This window comes from Paenibacillus gorillae (assembly GCF_000513275.1).
Taxonomy (GTDB): domain Bacteria; phylum Bacillota; class Bacilli; order Paenibacillales; family Paenibacillaceae; genus Pristimantibacillus; species Pristimantibacillus gorillae.
Genome location: NZ_CBVJ010000095.1, coordinates 95,727 through 116,688, shown reverse-complemented (window position 1 = coordinate 116,688; position 20,962 = coordinate 95,727). Strand labels below are relative to the sequence as shown.

Below are 20,962 nucleotides of genomic sequence, written 5' to 3'. Positions count from 1 at the left end.
TATAGAATGCTGAGGGGAGATTGGGTAGTATGAAGCCTTTAAAGGTCGATCAAATTTATAAGCAATATGGGGAAAAAATCAGCGGTAAACGGAATCAGCTTCGAGGTTGGACAAGGGGAAATATATGGACTGCTGGGCGCTAATGGCGCAGGGAAAACAACGACGATGAGGATGGTCCTCGGGTTGATCTTTCCGGATGGGGGGCAGGTTCTCTACAACGGCAAGCCTTATTCCAAGGAGCAGCTGCAATTGCTCGGCTATTTGCCGGAAGAGAGAGGGCTATATCCGCGTATCAAGGTCAGCGATCAGCTTATCTATCTGGCTGAGCTTCGCGGCATGAGTAAGCGGGACGCAGACAGCAGCTTAAAGCGCTGGCTAGAGCGATTTGAAGTGCCGGAGTATTATAACAAACGGGTAGAAGAGCTCTCGAAGGGCAATCAGCAAAAAATCCAGTTTATCGCCTCGGTCATCCATAATCCGCAAATTGTTATTTTGGACGAAGCGTTCAGCGGTCTTGATCCGGTCAATGTAGAGCTGCTTAAATCTACGGTAAAAGAGCTGCGTGATAACGGTACGACGATGCTGTTCTCGACGCACCGTATGGAGCATGTTGAGGAGCTCTGTCGGAACATAACGATTCTTCACCGCTCCAACGCTGTTGTGCAGGGAAGCTTGAAAGAAATTAAGAGCCGTTATCCGCGTGAACGCGTCATTCTGAAAACAGATGGAGACGTTAATGGGCTGGATGCCATCAGCGGCGTAACGAAAGCTAATCGTCATGAATACGGCTATGAGATTCATATTGCCAAAGAGGAAGCGGCAGGAGAGATTTTGCGACTAGCAATTGGACAAACGAACATTCAACGTTTTGAAGTGCTGGAGCCAACGCTCAACGAAATCTTTATAAAAACGGTAGGTGAGAGACATGAATAAATTTTGGACAGTCGTCGGCTTTACGGTTCGTAATAAATTGAGAGCTAAATCTTTTCTCATTACTACACTCATTATGGCGATTATTATGTCGATCGGAGTTAATCTTCCAGCTATTATCTCTCTATTTGATAAAGGCGATAGCGGCAAAACCATTCAAATTGGTTATGCGGCGCAAGCCGATGATCCTGCAGGAACGAAGCTTGCCGAGCAGTTGAAAAGCTATTTTGCATCCCAGGAGAATCCAGGGGTAGAATTTATTGAGGTTGCGAAGGCGGCAAATGCGCAAGAAGCGGAAAAGGCTTTGAAGGCAGCCATTGCCGACAAGAAGATCAAAGGCTATCTGAGCTTTGGCGAAGAGACGCCGAGCGGTCTGCCTAGCGTCACATATAATTCGGAGAAGATGGTGGAAGGCTCAACGACATTGAAGCTGGAAAGTGCTTTGCGAAATGTGCGGACGGAAAATATTTTGAAGGATGCGGGCGTGTCGGAGGAGAAGAAAGCACAGCTCTTCGCTCCAGTTGCTATTGAATCGATTCAGATTGCAGCAACAGATGGGGCTGGCAGCACGGCAGGAGGCAAAGACTCCAGCCAGCAAGGCATGGCAATTGGGCTTATCACAGTCATTATTCTCATTCTGTTTTTTGCCATCATGGTGACGGGACAGATGATTGCGTCCGAGATTACTTCAGAGAAGAGCTCCCGCGTTATGGAGGTTCTAATCACAAGTGTAGCGCCGCTGACGCAAATGTTCGGTAAAATTTTCGGCGTATTCTTGGTTGGTTTATCGCAAATTATCGTATATGTATTGGTTATTGTGGCGAATGCCAGCATGCCGCATAACGCGGATGCGTTCAAGCAATACAACATCGACCTGTCGACGATTGATCCAATGCTGCTCGTATATGCACTCATTTACTACTTGGCCGGCTATTTCCTCTACTCGACGCTGTACGCGGCAGTTGGTTCGATCGTCAGCCGGACAGAGGATCTGGGTCAGGCGGTAATGCCGATTACGCTGCTCTCCATGGCTGGCTTCTATATTTCAACGTTCAGCCTCTCCAACCCGGACAGCATGCTAGTTACTGTTGGCTCTTACGTGCCATTCTTCTCGCCATTCGTCATGATGCTCCGCATCGGCCTGTCGAATCCACCGGTATGGCAAGTACTCACCTCGCTCGGTATTCTGCTCGTGAGTATCTATCTGGCAGGCTGGCTGTCAGCGAAAATTTACCGCACTGGGGTATTGATGTACGGTAAACGTCCATCGTGGAAAGAAATTAGAAAAGCGATGAAGGCTTATAAGATTTAGGGAAAGAGCAAATGCATTACTATTGTTTATACACGAACGGTGTTTTGTAAGCTTTTAGTAATAAAATAGTTAGCAGTAGGAATTAGTTTCGTATTAATAGGTCAACCAGAGATTACTGGTTGGCCTATTCTTATGGGCATTCGACCTCGGATCACAAGCGAAGCTATGAGTTTGGAGTGCAAGGAGCAAATGGTCAAAATAGCATCACGTCTGCCTGGGGTAGCGTTGGTGAAAGCCTACCTTTCGCAGGGCTGGATCCTGCTGTGACGGTATCCTATCTTACATATCTGAGTTTCCATAAAACAAAAATGATTAGTGCCAAGAAACCGATTGAAACGAACCCATATACGGATTGAAGTGCAATGGTAGAGGAAAACCGTATGGCTTGCAGCATTTCAGGTAACCCATCGGATACTGCAAGAGCTGTTCCAACGCTTTCCATAGCCGAATTTGCTATTTCTGACGGTACTCCAGCCGGTATTGCATTTGTAAAGTTCCAACGATAAACTAGCATTCCAATGCTTCCAATAATTGCAACACTTAATACAGACCCCAGTCCACTGCTAACATCACTCAACGCTGAAGCAGTACCAGCACGTTCTTGAGGTACACTGGAAATAATCTGATCGCTTGCAATGGTAATGGTTGGTCCAACGCCAATCCCCATCAACGATGCACCAATCATCAAGAGGAGTATATCGGCATTTTGAACGGTCAAGGCAAGTAAAAATGCGCCTATTCCTGCAATTAGCAAATTGGATACCATGGCGTAAGTTGGGCGCATCCACCTTGTAAGCAGGGGAGACACTAAAGTACCAATAATTGAAAAGATTGCTGGAATAATCAGCAGAAGTCCCGCCTCTGTTGGAGTCAGTCCGATAACTTGCAGATGTTGGGCAAAAAGCATGCTCTCACCTACAATCAACAACGATAGAAACACTCGTGCGATTAATGAATAAGTTAATAGCGGGGTTTTAAACATATAGAGATCCAGCAAGGGATCTTTTGTGTGTAACTGTCGATTTATAAATAAAAATCCGATAGCTATACTAACTGCAATTAGAACAACGTAAAGGATCTTAAAACCATGATTGGCGATTTCTTGCAAAGCATAAATAAAGGTTATTAGTGCGAGTGAAGACAACAGTACGCTAACTAAATCCATGCGTGGTGATTTCTTATCGCTGTACTCTGGAAGAAGTGGGGCTGTTACTAACAATATAAGGACAGCAGGAACATTGACAAGAAATACCGCGCCCCACCAAAAATGATCCAGGAGTAAGCCTCCTATTGGAGGACCAAGGGCCATACCAGCAGAGTATGAGCTCATTACAATAGCAATAGCCACCGAAAATTGCTTCTGGTCGAAAAACATGTTTCTCAATAATGACATAGTAGATGGCATTACAGTTGCGGAAGCTACACCAAGAAGTGCCCGTGAAGCAATTAACATCCATGGTTCTGTAGAAAATGCAGCAACAATGGAGGATAACCCGTATACCGTTACACCGATAATAAGCAAGCGCTTCCTGCCAATACGATCCCCTAAACGTCCCATCGTCAAGAAAAATCCTACCGCCAACAATTCGCCTATGTGAATAATCCAGAGCATTTGTGTAGCGCTCGGTGCTAAGTCGGCGGCAATGGATGGCATGGCAAGAAATAGTATGGTCATATCTGTTGCCAGCATAAAAAGCGCTAAAGTCAAAGGCACCAAACCCAACCATTCCCGCCATGTAGCCTTAGGCGAGTCATTTAAAACTTGAGCATGTTCGTTTGTCATCTGTTATCCCCTTGTCTTCATATTGCACTTACTTTTTATACTTTTTAATATAAAAATATAAGGGTATAATATCTTATATTGTTAATGCAATGCAAGGTAAACTTTTATCATGATAAGAAATGATTTAAATCGAATGAGTCGATCCTTTTCACTCTCTAGACTTTGTAGTACACTACTTTTAATAAATGACAGTGGAGGTGAGGATTTGACTATTCAAAAGCAATCAACAAAAGATAAAATCCTCGACTTGCTTAAAAAACGACCGGAAGTGAGTGTAAACCAATTAGCTAATCAACTTAACCTTACACAAATTGCTGTGAGGAAACAGGTTAATTTGCTTTTGAAGGATGGATTTATCCAATATCGTGAAGAAAAACAAGAAATGGGGAGACCGGTACAGTTGTTTTCTGTTTCTAAAAAAGGAGAACGTCTTTTTCCAAGAAACTATGAAGGCATAACTGTAGATTTTTTAAACGATATTCAAGAATTGCATGGCAAAGAAGCGATTCATTATTTGTTTAAAAAACGGGAGCTGCGTTTGACGGAAAGTTACAATAAACGAATGACCAATAAAAAGCCTGCAGAAAAAATACTAGAACTAGCAGCGCTGCAAAATGAAAAAGGATATATGGCTAATGTAGAACAATTAGCCGACAATACGTTTGAATTTGTAGAGTATAATTGTCCCATATTCGAGGTAGCAAAACAGTATAAGCTAGCTTGTACATGTGAAACAGAAATGTTTAAAAAGTGTATTGGAGACACAGCAGGTTGAACGTGTAATGTGTCAATCTGACGGGGAGAACCATTGTCGGTTTTTAATAAAGTTTAATGAAGAGTAATACGATCCGATGAGGCAACTATCTTGAAACTCAACTGACAATCACTAGGCCCTTGCCTTCAGATTGAAAATCTGAAAAGCAAGGGCCCTTGTTCTTTCAGCAGGCTCTCGTAACGGCTTTTTTGTGTGAGCACTATTATACAGGCTAGTTTTCGTAAATTCTTATTGATTGTGAGGTGGGAATTCAACTATACAGAATTTGTAGCTGTTTTGTATAATTAGACTTATCGCTTGAGCCAAAAGTACAGTAAATTTCTATTTTTACATTGAATTATACAATGAACATCGACATTTACAGTTTGAATCAATAAAATAATCACATAACATGATTATGTCAATTACTTTATGAAAGCGCATTATTTTCAGAATCATAAGTAAATTTGGATGATTATACTTTGGGAAATTGATGAGATGATCAGGGTCGGGTAACCGATTCCTTTTTGTATTTTGTGGCTTCGAAAGGAACAACCTCGTATAATTTTTATCATCCTGCCGGGGAGTTGAAACTGATGAGCGTTAGTATACAAAAAAAACAGCGGAAGTTTTTGCGAATGATGTATGTTTGGATCACCTTGACTATGCTGCTGGTCTTAAGCCTGTTTGCGACAAGTACTTACTATAGTGCACGGGAAGCATTATTAAAAAATGAGTATACATCTAATAAGAAAATATTGTCTCAAGTTAAATTTAATATTGATTACATGGATGAAATGATTCGAAATGCAGTGCTATCTTTATTTTATAACCCAGATGTTCAGACGATATTGTACAATGATAGCCTCGATTTTGGAGAAACATTAAAAGAGATTAATATCGTCAGGGCGTCAATTGTTAATTCTAATCCCTTTATTAATTCCATTTATTTTTATAATAACTCTTCTAAAATGTATTATTCTACAGGAGAAGATTTGCTGTTTCAGGACAAAAGCTTAAACGCGATGTTTGATTCTGGTAAGGCGTTGCCAATATTAAAGCCTATTCCTAGAAGCATTGAACATGCGATGGCTGGAGAGCAAAAAAGGTATGAGAACGTTGTTACCTATTTTATGTACGAATTTACAACCGACAATAACTTGCCTAACGGCGCTTTAATTGTTAACGCAAGAACGAATTGGATTCTAAACAATATCAAGATGATCAACAATACCGACCTAGAGAAGCAAGATCCCATTATGATATTGGATGGAGATGGTGCTTTGGTGGGAGACAGCCTAGAGGAAGATTCATTTCTTCTAAATTTGAAAGCCACCTATATGCATCAACAAGCTGCAGAAAAAGATAAAAATGAAGCTAAAGAAACGACCGGTTATTTTATAAGCGATATTGCAGACAAAAAATATTTGATTACCTACGCCTATGTGGAAAACATGAATTGGACAATAGTAAAGGCCCAGCCTTACCAAGAAGTAGTTGGGAAAATCACTTCTTTAAAATATACATTTTTCTTGATCACCGGAGGATTTTTATTAATAGCATTCATGATCTCGCTTTCTTTGTCCCGCAGGTTCTATAAACCAATTGATCGATTAGTCAGACAGGTTGTAATGACTGATCGTAATAGCGGAATGCCAAAGGGAGAAGATGAATTTACATACTTAAATGATGTTTTTCAAACCGCTATCGACAAAATGAATCATTATAAGCAAAGAAGTCATACTTCCCAAGAAGTTATGAGGGCCTACTTTTTAAGAAAATTGCTTGTAGATAGTATAGGGGTAGAGGAGTTTGCACAGGCCAAGTCAGATTTCGGTATCCGCTTAAATCCAGATCAGAGCTTTCTAATTTGTATTGTGAAAATAGATTGTTATAAGCAATTTAAGGAAAAGTATACCCCCAGAGATCAGGCGCTTTACTTGTATGGAATTGAAAATGTAACTTCAGAATGTATTGGAGAGTCTTTTCCATGTGAAGTCGTGAATATGAAGGGTGAATACATCGCTTTTATTATGAACAGCCATTCAGATACAGATAGTTTGCGCATCTTGACGGAAAGATGCAAACAAGCTCAGTCCTATATTATGGAGTATTATCATCTTTCGATTTCCATGTGTATTAGTGAACCCATCGAAAACTATACAGATCTATCCAATAAGCATTATGAAACACTTAATAATTCATTGTATCGTTTAATATTTGGACATTTCAGCGTGCTGACTCCTCAGCAAATTAGAAAAAATGCGGATAACCCACAGCTTGGGTACTCCGCCTCGCTTGAGAAGAAGCTGATTGATGGCTTGAAAACCCGGAGTATTCCGATCATAGAGGATACTCTGTCCAGAATTTTCAGGGAAATTGCTGCTTTGAACTATAATCATGCACTCTTATCAATAATGAACCTGCTGAACGTACTAAAAATGACCGTTGAGGAGATTAGTCGGGTTAAGCTAGAACCCATTCATGTGAATTTCAACTTGATTACTAAACAATTATTTGAATTGGAGACCTTAACTGAGCTTCACGAATCAATCATGCAGCTATTTGTGGATATGAATTCTAAAACGGATGTTATTGAAAATGAGAAGCAGTCTATTATTGTAGAAACCATGAAGGAACTTATCGATGCCGAATATGCGAATTCGGAATTATGCCTGCAATTTGTTTCCAGTAAACTAAACATTTCTTCTAAGTCAGCCAGCAAATTGTTCAGCAGCAGGATGAATATGTCTGTTGCTGATTACATTAATGATGTAAGACTTAATAAAGCTGTTGAATGGTTGGAGAGTTCCGGGCTCAATATCAAGGAGATATTGGTCAAAATTGGTGTTGAAAATGAAAGTTACTTTTACAAGCTATTTAAGAAAAAGTATGGGGCAACCCCTAAAGAATATGTGTTAAGTAAAAGTGTGAAGCAAATTCTAAACAAGTAGTAACACCCTTGAGAAGCAGAATTATAGCTGGGCGTGCACTGTATTTATGTAAAAATACAGTGCACGCCCTTTTTTACAGTCGAAGTTGTTGTAATCGACACCTTTTACACTATATTTGTTTCTTTTATTACAGTATGTTTTGACCATGAGCTGGAGAGCTGAAGAATGGAATAAAGGAGACTTGCTTTATGGGGAACATGGCTGATCATTCTGTACTTAAACTGGAAGCGCCGGTGGGAATCGAGAAGAGGAAAAGAAAAGGCTTCTTACGAGAAGTCATCCGTAATAGAGGCATTATTTCTCTTGCCATACCAGGCTTGCTGTTTGTTATCGTTTTTTATTATTTGCCTATGTTTGGGCTCGTATTGGCATTTAAGGATTTGAATTTTTCAAAAGGTATTTGGGGAAGCGATTGGGTGGGGTTTAACAACTTTAAGTTTTTCTTCACATCAGATGCAGCGTTAGAGGTAACTCGAAACACGATTGTATTGAATTTAAGCTTTATTGCCATTACGAACATAATGGCAGTCGCCTTTGCTTTGCTTTTATTTGAACTGAGTCGCAAAGCAGTAAAGCTATATCAAACAACTATCTTTTTTCCTTACTTCTTATCCTGGGTAACCGTTAGTTATGTGACTTACGCTTTACTCAATCCCGAGCTTGGCGTAATCAATCACTTATTTAAGATGCTTGGCTGGGAAGGAATCAGCTGGTACTTTGAAGCCAAGTATTGGCCGTTTATATTAAGTTTAGCTTTTCTATGGAAAAACGTTGGCTACTCGATGCTGATATTTTATACGGGATTGTTGGCTATTGATAAAACCTTTTATGAAGCGGCAGCTATTGATGGGGCTTCAAAATGGCAACAAATACGTAAAATATCTATTCCTTTGCTTACACCTTTAATTACGTTGATTGTTCTTTTGCAAATCGGTCGCATTTTTTATTCGGATTTTGGATTGTTCTACTTCCTGCCTGCCGATTCCGGGGCATTGTATAGTACAACCGATGTCATTGATACCTATGTATTCCGTGCCTTGCGTATTACAGGTGATACTGGGATGGCTACAGCAGCGGGTCTTTATCAATCTGTTGTCGGATTTGCACTTGTTCTGACTGTTAATTTAATCGTTCGCAAATTCAATAAAGAAAATGCAATCTTCTAAGAAATTCCAAAATAGAGATAGGAGGAAAAATCATGGAATTGCACAGAAAAAAACATGGTTTTTCAAATTGGCTTATTCATTTGTGGTTTATTGTCTTTTCACTGTTTTGTATTATTCCTTTTTTATATGTCATCTCGATATCCTTTTCGAAAGAAACGGATATCGCTTTACATGGTTATCAACTCATTCCAAAAACGTTCACTACTTTTGCTTATGAGTACTTGTTTGAAAGTCCTAAGGTTTTAATCAGCAGTTACCTCGTTTCGATTGCGGTAACTGTCTTGGGTACCATCCTTAGTCTAATCATTACCGCTAAACTTGCTTATGTGTTGTCACGTAAAGACTTTCGCGGATCGAAGCCAATGTCCTTTTTCGTATTTTTCACCTTGTTGTTTAGTGGTGGCTTAGTACCGTGGTTTATTCTAATCAAAAACTTTTTGCATATCGACGATACTATTCTTTCGCTCATTTTACCTTATGTAATTATGCCTTGGCATGTCTTGCTGATGAAAGGTTTTCTATCCGATATTCCGCCGGCTTTAATCGAATCTGGCAAAATTGATGGGGCTGGTGAATGGAGAATCTTCTATAATATCATACTGCCTATTTCCAAACCAGCGATGGCGACGCTGGGGTTGTTCATTGCCTTCGTTTACTGGAACGATTGGTATTTAGCGTTGTTGTACATTGATAGCCCAAATCTAGTTCCTTTGCAATATATGTTGTATCGCATCATGAATAATATCCAGTTCTTATCCACATCACTGCAATCCGGTAATATTTCGATTGATCTAAGTAAGATGCCCAATGAAACAGCGCGAATGGCAATGGCTATGCTGGCTGCAGGTCCAATATTATTTGTGTTCCCGTTCTTTCAAAAGTATTTTATTAAAGGTTTAACAGTAGGTGCTGTTAAGGGATAAGAGATTAGTATAATAACGGTTGTAACCGGCATTGCCGATACAATATAACAAAAAAACAAAAATGGGAGGTTTTTATTTGTGAAAAAAAGAAGCGCAAAAGTTTTAACCATTGTTTTAATCTTGATGTTATCGCTAGCATTGGCATTAACGGGCTGCGGGAATAAAAATGAGACTGAGCCGTCAAAGCAAAATGATCCGAAGAACACCACACAGACAGATAAGGGTTCTTCAAACTCGCCAGCAACAAATGAGTCTTCAAAGTTAGAAAAGGTTGATTTGACCTGGTATATTGGCGGTACTGCGCAAGCCGATGTAACATCGGTGGAAAAAGCAATTAATGAATATTTGAAAGACAAATTGAATGTTAACATTCATTTGAAAGCAGTGGATTGGGGAAATCTTACACAAAAAATGCAATTAACAAATGCTTCTGGAGAAGCGTATGATCTTGCTTTTACTTCAAACTGGGCTAATGATTACTATCAAAATGTTAACAAGGGAGCTTTTCTTCAGCTAGACGATCTATTAAAGCAATATGCTCCTGACATCATGGAAACTTTACCTGAAGGCGGTTGGGATGCTGTAAAGGTAAACGGGGGAATATATGCGGTTCCCAACTATCAAATTTGGGCAAAAACCGATGTTGTCTGGCCTATGAAAGAGCTTGCTGATAAATACGGCTTAGACGTTGCCAGCGTAAAGAGCTATGAAGACTTAACTCCTTTTTTGGAGAAAGTAAAAGCTGGTGAACCTAATATGATCCCTATTGAAAATAGTAAAACGGGACAATTTGGTAACGTTCTTCTTCATTATGGTTTTGATGAATTTGCAGGCCGTAATGTTCCAGGTGTAGTGAAATTTGATGATTCTAACTTAGCGGTTTTGAATCAATTTGAATCTCCCGAATATAAATCTTTCGTATCGCTTATGAGAGAGTGGAATCAAAAGGGATTCTTCAGAAAAGATGCAGCAACGTTAACTGACGTAACGGCCGATCGTAAAGCGGCTAAGGTTGCTGTTCTTGTTGGTGGTACAGTGAAGCCCGGCGGTGAGACGGAAATGAAGTCTCTTATACAGAAAGATATGCTGATGGTAGGCGTATCACAGCCTGTGTTAACAACATCAGGGATTATCGCTACGTCAACAGGGATAAGTAAATCATCTAAAAACCCTGAAAGAGCAATGATGTTCCTAAACCTGCTTTATAAAGATAAAACCCTTTATAATCTAATTGCACATGGAATTGAAGGCAAGCATTATAAAAAAATTGACGAGCAGACTGTTGAAGCAATTAAAGACGGCGGCTATGATCCTAGTTCAGATTGGGAGTTTGGAAATCAGTTTAATGGTTACTATCGTAACGGGCAAAAGCCTGGCATCTGGGAAGATACAGTCAAGCTGAATGAAAGTGCGGTTCAATCCCCACTGCTTGGTTTTAGCTTTGATCCAACCCCAATTAAAACCGAAATCGCTCAAGTTGCTACTATAACTGCACAATATGTGCCGTTGTTGGAAACAGGCTCCGTTGATCCTGAAAAAATGCTTCCGGAATTTATCCAAAAATTAAAAAAAGCGGGCAGTGACAAAATTATACAAGAGCTGCAAAAACAAATTGACGCTTGGAAATCTTCGAAATAAAAACAACTTATACTAGGGCGTGTCTGAAAACCCAGACACACCCTAGTCAAACGATGCAGGTCTGAGTATTCTGATGGGATAATGCAATTCTTGGACACGTTTCATTTTTTGTGACGAAAAATTGAATGCGCTTTCAAATAGTCGGCATTTTGTAACTATTGATGGGAAGCAGGCTAAATAATGAACAGGAGGAATGTAAATGTTAACAAAATTCTTACCTAATGGATTTGCACACAAAATAAAAAGGCTGACAATAGCTTTATTTATAGTATCCTTGGTGCTTTCAAGTTCGTTCGGTTCATTTAATGGAAAAGTCCATGCCAGTACCGACTTTGTTTATTATGTTGCTCCAGATGGGGACGATTCGAACCCCGGTACATTGTCTGAGCCATTCGCCACACTTACGAAAGCGCAAACAGCGATCAGAGAATTAAAAGCTGCCAACGGTATACCGGACGGGGGAGTTACGGTATACCTAAGAAATGGAGAATATATTCAATCTACGACTTTTACTTTAACACCTGACGATTCGGGCAGCGAAGGATCACCCATTGTGTATCAGTCTTACCCGGGAGAGACGGCAATCATTTCAAGTAAACAGGAAATAACCGGGTGGAGCCTGTTAGAAGATTCTTATCCCGCAGGTCTTCCTGAATCCTCCAAAGGAAAAGTGTTTGTGGCTAACATTTCGCCGGGATGGAGATTTCATTCCATGTTTGTCAATGACGTTAGTCAACCTGTTGCCAAGTCGTTTCAAAATACAAATTGGACGACGTGGCCTGTCCTTACTGCGGCAGGAAGCCCAAGTCCATCCGGCAGATCAATTACATTCCCGCAAGGGGTGCTTGATCATATACCGAGCAACAGGGATGTCGAGATTTCGATGACGACTGCATGGTGGTGGAACATTGTCGCGCCTATTGATTCGATTGATCCGGTAAACAATACGGCTAAGCTTCAAAGTAAGGCTCCTGTGCAATTTGAAAACCTTCTTTCTTTAGAAGGAGGCCACTATAATATATTCAATGCACTTCCAGTTCTTGATCAAGCAGGGGAATGGGTGGTGGATTCAGCTGCCGGGAAAGTGTATTACTGGCCATCTGATGGAACAATGAGCGGGAAAACCGTTTTTGCACCGAAGCTAAACGAAATTTTGCGTTTACAGGGGGATGAGGAAGCTCAAAATTGGACAAATCAAGTTCAGTACGTAGAGTTTCGTAATCTTCAATTTATGTATTCGGATCGTACTCCTGAAGATCAATACAACCCTGATTGGTTGGTAAGAAATGCAGAAAACCCGGATGCTATGATCTATATGCAAGGAGTAAGCCATATTGTCATGGATAGCAATCTTATTGCTTACTCAGGCTCGCAAGGCATTGCACTTGACCATTATGCGCAACATGTAACGCTGACTCGCAATGAAATCGCTTACTCCTCTTCAGGAGGCATACAGATAACCGGATATGGTCCTGGAGATGTAGACGTAAATAAAAATCATATCATTGAGCGTAATCATGTTCACCATGTAGGTCTAGACTATATGCACTCCGGACCTTTATCCATTTATGGCAGTAACAATAATACGATAAAATATAATTATTTTCATGATAGTCCTTATGCAGGTATTTCTATTGTGGGAACACACTATGAACCAATGAATGATCCGTCAAAGGTAGATACTACCGACTCTTACGGGAACAATCAGGCTTTTTACCAAATGAGATGGACTGAGGTAGAAGCCCATAGACCCTATGATCCATTTACGGGTATACCTTATATGCACTCAAGTGACAATACGGTTCAATACAACATCGTGGACAACTATATGGAAGCGTTGCATGATGGAGGGGCTCTTTATACATGGTCAGCGGGAACTAACACATTATGGGATCACAATGTAGGTACAAGCCCATTAAACAAAGGGGTTTCTATCTATTTTGATAATCACACAGCCTATAATACAGCATCAAATAATATTTTTTGGAGCCCGGGGGACGGATACTTTAATAACTCTGGTAATTCAACGAATACGTCTACTAATAATGTTATTATGGACATTAATAAGCCACCTGGTTATGATCTTCTGCGCAATACCATCATCAATACGGTAAACGCCCAAGGGGGGTGGCTGGGTGCTGCTTTAACACCAGTAGAAATACCAACGTCAGCAACGGATATACACCAGGCTGAAAATTATGATACGGCTCAAGGTGCTCACACAGAGGATGGGGGTACTGGAAAATATATAGGATTGGCTAGTGAAGGAGACTGGGCTGGTTACAAAAATATAGATTTTGGAGAAGTGAATTCAATTAATCAAATCAATGTAAGTGTTGCGGTTGACCCTGCTCATGCTGGCAAACAGCTTGAAGTGCGGCTGGACAGCGTCACTGGTGAGCTCATCGGCACACTTACTCTTAACGATACAGGCGGTTCGACCACTTTTACTACACAGAACGCATCGATAACAGGTGCCAGCGGTGTTCGAGATCTGTTTATTGTTGCCAAAGGCAGCGGGAGCGGTTTTTTAAATATGGACTGGTTTACCTTCTCAACCAAAGCAACCTCAATCATCCAGGCCGAAATTTTCAGCGCATCTCAGGGCGTCCAGACTGGTGCTGAAGGTACAGGGAAGTATCTGGGCTGGATTGATGGAGGAGACTGGATAGGCTACTACAACATTGATTTTGGAAACGGACAGTTGGATCAATTTCAAGTTAGTGCAGCTGCTGACCCGAGCTATGCCGGTAAAGAGCTTGAACTTAGGCTGGACAGTATAACAGGTCCATTGATTGGAACGTATACATTTAATAACACCGGAGGATTTACAACGTTCCAAACTCAGACGATTCCTATATCAGGAGCTAGTGGTGTTCATCATTTGTTCTTGGTTGCCAAGGGGAGTGGTAGCGGTTATGGGAATATCGATTGGTTTACCTTCTCAACCAAAGCAACCTCAATCATCCAGGCCGAAAATTTCAGCGCATCTCAGGGCGTCCAGACGGGTGTTGAAGGTACAGGGAGGTATCTGGGCTGGATTGATGGAGGAGACTGGATAGGCTACTACAACATTGATTTTGGAAGCGGACAGTTGAATCAATTTCAAGTTCGTGCAGCTGCTGACCCGGGCTACGCCGGTAAAGAGCTTGAACTTAGGCTGGACAGTATAACAGGTCCATTGATTGGAACGTATACATTTAATAACACGGGTGGATTTACAACGTTCCAAACGCAGACGATACCTATATCAGCAGTTAGTGGTGTTCATCATTTGTTCTTGGTTGCCAAGGGCAGCGGTGCCGGTTATGGGAATATCGATTGGTTTACCTTCTCAACCAAAGCAACCTCAATCATCCAGGCCGAAAATTTCAGCGCATCTCATGGCGTCCAGACTGGTGCTGGAGGTACAGGGAGGTATCTGGGCTGGATTGATGGAGGAGACTGGATAGGCTACTACAACATTGATTTTGGAAGTGGACAGTCGAATCAATTTCAAGTTCGTGCAGCTGCTGACCCGGGCTACGCCAGTAAAGAGCTTGAACTTAGGCTGGACAGTATAACAGGTCCATTGATTGGAACGTATACATTTAATAACACCGGAGGATTTACAACGTTCCAAACGCAGACGATACCTGTATCAGGAGCTAGTGGTGTTCATCATTTGTTCTTGGTTACCAAGGGCAGCGGTGTCGGTTATGGGAGTATCGATTGGTTTACCTTTAAATAACGCGTGCCGAATTTGTGGCGCTGCTGGTTAGAGTGCTCAAGCTGCAGGCTGATTAAGAGACGTACGGCGAACAGCTTCGATCCGCAAGGCATTACCACTCACGCTGAAGCGGCTCAAGTGATCTATAATCTGCTATTGATTAAGTCATAACACTTCTATGATGAGCATTAGGAGGCGATTATCTTCTTTAGGTCGCCTCCTTTGTAATCATGAGAATTGGAAATTATGCCGGATTCCTATTTCGATTTTCAAAGAACAATTCATTGGAAAATTCAAAGGCTCCTTTCAGTCCCCTCGAGATCTGGAAATGGATCTAAAAGGGCTTTTAAAAATTACTATACGAGTAGGAGAAAAGATGAACAATCAGGATATGTGGGGAATATCGGGGCTTCGGAAGCCCGAGATAATCAATAACGAAGCTAGTCTCATGTGGTTGCAGGAAGAACTTGTGACAGGAGTGTTTGAATGTCATTTAGGTATTAGTTCTTACTCAAATCAAAAGGATGACTACTGGCCGTATACGCAAGTAGATTTTCCTTTAGAAAATTGGTCGACGGAAAATCAGGTTATGCTGCCAGGTTCGGTGTATGGCGGAAATCGCTTTCAGGCTAGAAATATTCCGTATCCGCCGATATTTAAGGATCAGAACGATCTTCGTAAGGACTTGCCCGTAACTGTTACGAACATTGCTCGGCTGAATATTGGTGAAGGTGAGTCAGAACTTATACGAGACACCCATGATCTTTCAACGCCAGCTATAGGCATTTATTTTCCCTCACAACAGATCAGTCTATGGCTGCTGCTGGAACATAATGTGCCAGAAGGAGCTCTCTGTATCGCTTTGACAGAAAATCAAAACCGCTCTAAAGCGGTTTTAAGCTTAAGAATTCCACACAAGGAAGCAAAATCTAATAACGGTTTAAATTCCGAGTTACATTGGGTCAAGCTGCGAGCACATGTTTTTCATTCTAATAGTGTGACAGAATGGATTCGTTGCTTTGCTCCTATTCGTAAATCTATGGCTGAAGCTCAAAGTTTACCATCGGTCATTCCTTTCTCGGCAGCTTGGGGGATTCTTGAAGAAAAATATAACCAGATGAATTGGGAAGAGAATGAAAAATATTATTCTGTTGGTTTGAGAGAGAATCATTTTCAGGATTGGCAAAGCGGTTGGGTCGGAGGCGGCATTAGCACTTACCCGTTACTTGTGAAAGGAAACGAGCAAAGTAAGGAACGAGCAATGGATACCATTGATTTTATGTTTGGCACGCAGACTGAGGCTGGCCTGTTCCATGGTATCTATTCGAAGGGGCAATACCCGGGAGATGGGTTTGACCGCGAGGATGCATCCCGATGGCATCTTGTCAGAAAGAGCGGAGATGTATTGTACTTTGTAATGAAGCAATTACTGTTACTGGAGCAGCAGGGTGAGATGATACCCTCTGCTTGGATAGAAGGTACTCGGCGGCTTGCGGATGCATTTGTTGTGGCTTGGGAAAATAATAAACAGTTTGGCCAGTTTCTCGATGTTCACACGGGAGATATTATTGTGGGCGGCTCCACTTCGGGAGCCATCATACCAGCTGGATTAATGCTGGCATCCTCCTATTGGCAAGATGAGAGGTATGATACGGTTGCTCGTGAAGCTGCTAAGTTATATGTGGAAAGAGATTTATGGGCAGGCGTTACGACAGGAGGACCTGGTGAAATTTTGCAGTGTCCTGACAGCGAATCTGCTTTTGCCTTGCTAGAATCGTTAGTTGTATTATATGAATCTACTGGTGAAGAGCAATGGCTTACGGCAGCTCGGGAAGCGGCACATCTTTGTATGACATGGTGTGTATCCTATGATTTCCGCTGGCCAGCATCTGCTGAGTTCGGTCGGTTGGATATGAAAACAACGGGAACTGTATTGGCAAACGCTCAAAACCAACATAGCGCTCCTGGTATTTGTACACTTTCCGGAGATTCGTTATTAAAGTTATTCCGTGCAACTGGAGATATTTTATACTTGGAGCTGCTGCGTGATATTGCCCGAACAATTCCGCAGTATTTATCAAGGCAAGATCGCCCAATCATGAGCTGGGATGAAGAAAAAAGCGCATTACCACCAGGTTTTGTGAACGAAAGAGTGAATTTAAGTTCATGGGAAGGCGAGGACAAAGTAGGTGGTGTCTTTAATGGGTCTTGTTGGAGCGAAACAGCTCTTATGTTGACTATTGTGGAGGTACCGGGTCTTTATGTGCAGCCTGATACTGGTTTATATATGATTTTTGATCACATAGGAGCAGAATTGATCAGTAACGTACAAGGGAGCGAGCTGACATTACGGTTAAGTAATGATACCAATTTTACCGCAAAGGTGTCTGTATTGTCCGAGACGAAGACTGACACAGGTACAGCATTAGGTCAGCGTCACATTGGTTTGCTTCCTTCACTGACTCTAGTTTCTGGAGCATCCATTACAGTTCGTTTTAATACAAAGGGGTTCCAGTTGTTAACTGGAGAAGAGAATGATTTGACCACTGGTTTACGATAAACCCTTCGTTTCATTTAATAAAGGTAAGCCGGTGCACTGAAACTAAATAGTCCATTGCCATGTAAAATTGGAGATGTTAGGGGAATTAGAGAGCTAGAGTCTAGAGTCTTTAAAAAAGCAATAAGCAGCCGATGACGGCTGCTTATTTGCGTTTGAAGAAGAAGCTGGAGGGATGTTTATTTTTTCGATAATTGATTGAGCTGTGCGGTTAAGTAATCAATTTGTTTTTGCATATTTGACATTTTCTCATCCTGAATCCGTTGGTTCTCCTGGTCCAGAATGTCGCTAGCAGCGATTTCTTCCAGTGCGATTACAGCTGCGATTGTCGTTATTAAATCACCAAACGTAGTAACTGCGCTGCCTATGAGGGCGAGTTTAGCTGCATTATTTTCAGATTTGCTGATAGACTGTCCCATGTCCATAGGTTCCGCTTTAGTTTTGCTCAATGCTTCGCCTCCTCATGACGCATAGACGTATAGTGTGGTCTTTATACCCTCGAAACGGAGGGTTGTTACAAGGCGGCAGGAGTTCATCCCGTTGTTGATTCATCACGATACAAAATATGCTCAAACCGGGCAGCGTGTGTATACCGTACAGAAGTGGAGTTGCAGCAGAATAGGGGCGTTTAGCTCATAACATATTTATTCGTATAACTCTTACTTATTAAGCAGTAACTAATGTGGGGCAGGTTAACTGCATACTGGCTGAGCCGAACACACCAGACCAACCAGACCAACGAGACCAACCACACCACCAGGCCACCGGACCAACGTAACTAGGTAGTACTTTGTATGTCATACGCCCATATGCCTCCAACGAAGCAGGTTCGCAAATTAGCGAATCGTTCTTCGCTGTAGCTGTTGGGTATCACGTTAGAGGGGGAAAGAGCGAATTTGCCTTCGCTAAATAGCGAAGGCGGTTCGTAATAGTGTTTGAAGGATGTGGCTCGATGTAAATGCACCAGCTAATGCAGCCGAGTGAAGCCTATGCGTCTTACGCCATAAGAGACGGCAACGTTAAGGTTTCGATTTAACGAAGCAGGTTCGCAAATTAGCGAATCATTCTTTGCTGTGGAGTTTGGTTTACATAGGTGGCTGGGCTGGAGCGAACTAAATTTCGCTGTGTCTGCAGTGTGCCACGGCCGACGGAAAAAGAGCGAATTTGTCTTCACGAATTAGCGAAGTCGCTAATTAGCTGAAAATTAGGCTGGTTCTTTCCCACACCTCTCACTCCAGAACACGATACCGCTGCTCCCGATAAGCCGTTGGCGAGGAGCCGATCACCTTTTTGAACATTTTAGAGAATAGCAGCGGGTCGTTGTACCCGACGGAATGCGACACATCCGTGATGCTCAGCGCCGGGTTCACAAGCAGGTCGCATGCTTTCTGAATACGGAACTGCAGTAAATACTGCTGCGGTGAGAGCCCTGAGCTTTCCTTGAACAGCGTAGATAAATAAATCCGGTCAATTCGTATGAACTGCGCTAGGCTGGAAATCGTTATTTTCAGGCTGTAGTTCGTATGGATATAATCCATCGCTTTGCGAACATATACATCTTTGGCCCGAAAGCTGCGTGGCGTCTGACGGTCAGCAAGGAGCAGGTCCGTCCATTCCGCCAACAGACGGAATAGCAGGCTTTGGCAGCGCAGCCGGCCATTCAGGTCGCCCGTATCCATATCCGTTAATTCTTCCAAGTAAGCATCCACCTTATGCAGCGATGAGAACGAGAAGATCGGATGGTCGGGCGTTAATTGAATCTGCTCCAGCAGCTGCTGTACATCATCACCTGTAAAAGCAAACCATGAATAAACCCATGGGTCGTCATGGTCTGCCTTCATATAACAAACGGAATCGGCGAAGACGAGGAAGCCTTGGCCTTTCTCTAGCGCATAGGTTTTGTCATTGAACCGATAGATTCCTTTGCCCTTATGAATGAACATAATTTTATACTGTTCTTTGTAGCCGGGTCCCCAATAGTAGCCCGGTTCGCAATCTTGCTTGCCGTGATAACAATATTGAATATTCAATCCGACGTTCTCCTTTAACGGATAAATATATAACATAATGACATGTATATACTACATGCCGACATTTAATAGAGGCGATAGAGTCGCATATAATTAGTGGTGTAAAAAGATTCCGGTTCTAAATTATAACATACCATTATCTTGATTGCTTTATGCAGTCTCAACTAGAAGGAAAGAAGGAATGTATAATGCCTTATCAAGCAGATGAGCAACGCTATACGCAAATGGAATATAGACGCAGCGGCAGAAGCGGCCTGAAATTACCTGCAATTGCGCTGGGTCTTTGGCAGAACTTTGGCGGTAATAAGCCGCTGGAGGACTCCCGCGCGATGATACGGAAAGCATTCGATTTGGGTGTTAACCATTTCGATTTGGCGAATAACTACGGCCCGCCAGCCGGATCAGCAGAGGAAACCTTTGGACAAGTATACAGCAAGGACTTGAAGCCTTACCGTGATGAGCTGTTGATTTCGACCAAAGCCGGTTATTACATGTGGCCAGGCCCTTACGGCGAGTGGGGCTCCCGCAAAAACCTGCTGGCAAGTCTGGATCGGAGCCTTGAGCGGATGGGACTCGATTATGTCGATATCTTTTATCACCATAGACCAGACCCGGACACACCCATTGAAGAGTCGATGAGCGCGCTGGCGCAAGCCGTTCGTCAAGGTAAAGCGCTCTATGTCGGTCTATCGAATTACGGTCCAGAGGATACACGGAAAGCAGCCGAAATACTGCGCGAGTTGGGGACGCCGCTGCTTGTCCATCAGCCGAATTATTCGATGCTGAACCGTTGGATCGAAGACGGCCTGCAGGATGTGCTGGAGGAGCAGGGCGCCGGTTCGATCGCGTTTTGCCCGCTGGGACGCGGACAGCTAACGGGCAAATATATCGATAAGCTGGAATCCGAGATCAAATCCGGCGTTCTGACTGTGAAGCCGGAGGCGATTGCGCCGGAGCGGGTGGGAAAATTCCGCCAGCTTGAAGCGTTTGCCAAAGGCCGGGGGCAAAGTCTGGCGCAAATGGCGCTTTCCTGGGCGCTGCGAGACGGGGGCGTAACATCAGTTCTGATCGGAGCAAGCCGTGTGAGCCAGATTGAGGAGAACGTACAGGCGGTTGGCCAAGCACCATTCACGCAAGATGAATTGAAGTCAATCGATGCGATTTTGCAAGATATCGGCGATATTCCTTGGTAAAATAATGAAAAAG

12 protein-coding genes and 1 pseudogene are annotated in these 20,962 nt (G+C 42.3%); 10 read left to right on the top strand and 3 right to left on the bottom strand.

Going from position 1 to position 20,962, the window contains the following annotated elements:
* The first annotated feature begins 29 nt into the window (after window positions 1-29).
* A pseudogene (locus TY10_RS17370) lies at window positions 30-933 on the top strand (ABC transporter ATP-binding protein).
* Window positions 926-2,242 carry an ABC transporter permease gene (locus tag TY10_RS17365; protein ID WP_042166094.1) on the top strand — a complete coding sequence of 439 codons (1,317 nt, stop codon included), beginning with the start codon at window positions 926-928 and terminating at the stop codon, window positions 2,240-2,242. Before TY10_RS17370 ends, TY10_RS17365 begins: the two are co-directional and overlap by 8 nt.
* 274 nt (window positions 2,243-2,516) lie before the next feature.
* Here TY10_RS17365 and TY10_RS17360 read toward each other — a convergent pair whose 3' ends face one another.
* Window positions 2,517-4,025, bottom strand: a complete 1,509-nt coding sequence (locus TY10_RS17360) for an MFS transporter (RefSeq protein WP_042166091.1) — start codon at window positions 4,023-4,025, stop codon at window positions 2,517-2,519.
* Between the two features lie 205 nt (window positions 4,026-4,230).
* Between TY10_RS17360 and TY10_RS17355 the strand changes: the two genes are divergently transcribed.
* The 7 genes from TY10_RS17355 (at window position 4,231) to TY10_RS28985 (ending at window position 17,729) form a co-directional block, all read left to right on the top strand.
* The gene (locus tag TY10_RS17355) at window positions 4,231-4,800 is read left to right on the top strand and encodes a helix-turn-helix transcriptional regulator (RefSeq protein ID WP_238327740.1); all 570 of its coding nucleotides are present in this window, start codon (window positions 4,231-4,233) and stop codon (window positions 4,798-4,800) included.
* 575 nt (window positions 4,801-5,375) lie between these two features.
* Entirely contained in the window at window positions 5,376-7,733 is a 2,358-nt protein-coding gene (locus TY10_RS17350; protein ID WP_042166088.1) for an AraC family transcriptional regulator, read from the top strand.
* 188 nt (window positions 7,734-7,921) lie between these two features.
* Window positions 7,922-8,899 carry an ABC transporter permease gene (locus TY10_RS17345; RefSeq protein WP_238327739.1) on the top strand — a complete coding sequence of 326 codons (978 nt, stop codon included), beginning with the start codon at window positions 7,922-7,924 and terminating at the stop codon, window positions 8,897-8,899.
* Between the two features lie 32 nt (window positions 8,900-8,931).
* Window positions 8,932-9,822 (top strand): carbohydrate ABC transporter permease, encoded by an 891-nt coding sequence (locus tag TY10_RS17340; RefSeq protein WP_042166084.1) that lies wholly within the window; start codon window positions 8,932-8,934, stop codon window positions 9,820-9,822.
* Between the two features lie 78 nt (window positions 9,823-9,900).
* Window positions 9,901-11,460 carry an ABC transporter substrate-binding protein gene (locus TY10_RS17335; protein ID WP_238327737.1) on the top strand — a complete coding sequence of 520 codons (1,560 nt, stop codon included), beginning with the start codon at window positions 9,901-9,903 and terminating at the stop codon, window positions 11,458-11,460.
* A 199-nt stretch (window positions 11,461-11,659) separates the two neighbouring features.
* A complete protein-coding gene (locus TY10_RS17330) occupies window positions 11,660-15,190 on the top strand; it encodes a carbohydrate-binding protein (protein ID WP_042166082.1) in 3,531 nt (1,176 codons plus the stop codon).
* A gap of 355 nt (window positions 15,191-15,545) precedes the next feature.
* Entirely contained in the window at window positions 15,546-17,729 is a 2,184-nt protein-coding gene (locus TY10_RS28985; protein WP_052350606.1) for a YyaL domain-containing protein, read from the top strand.
* A 176-nt stretch (window positions 17,730-17,905) separates the two neighbouring features.
* On the opposite strand, the gene TY10_RS17320 is transcribed toward TY10_RS28985, so the two are convergent.
* Window positions 17,906-18,175 (bottom strand): hypothetical protein, encoded by a 270-nt coding sequence (locus TY10_RS17320; protein ID WP_238327735.1) that lies wholly within the window; start codon window positions 18,173-18,175, stop codon window positions 17,906-17,908.
* Between the two features lie 780 nt (window positions 18,176-18,955).
* Window positions 18,956-19,756 carry an AraC family transcriptional regulator gene (locus tag TY10_RS17315; protein WP_042166080.1) on the bottom strand — a complete coding sequence of 267 codons (801 nt, stop codon included), beginning with the start codon at window positions 19,754-19,756 and terminating at the stop codon, window positions 18,956-18,958.
* Window positions 19,757-19,944: 188 nt separating this feature from the next.
* On the opposite strand from TY10_RS17315, the gene TY10_RS17310 reads away from it, so the two are divergent.
* Window positions 19,945-20,949 (top strand): aldo/keto reductase, encoded by a 1,005-nt coding sequence (locus TY10_RS17310; protein WP_042166078.1) that lies wholly within the window; start codon window positions 19,945-19,947, stop codon window positions 20,947-20,949.
* The last annotated feature ends 13 nt before the right edge of the window (window positions 20,950-20,962 follow it).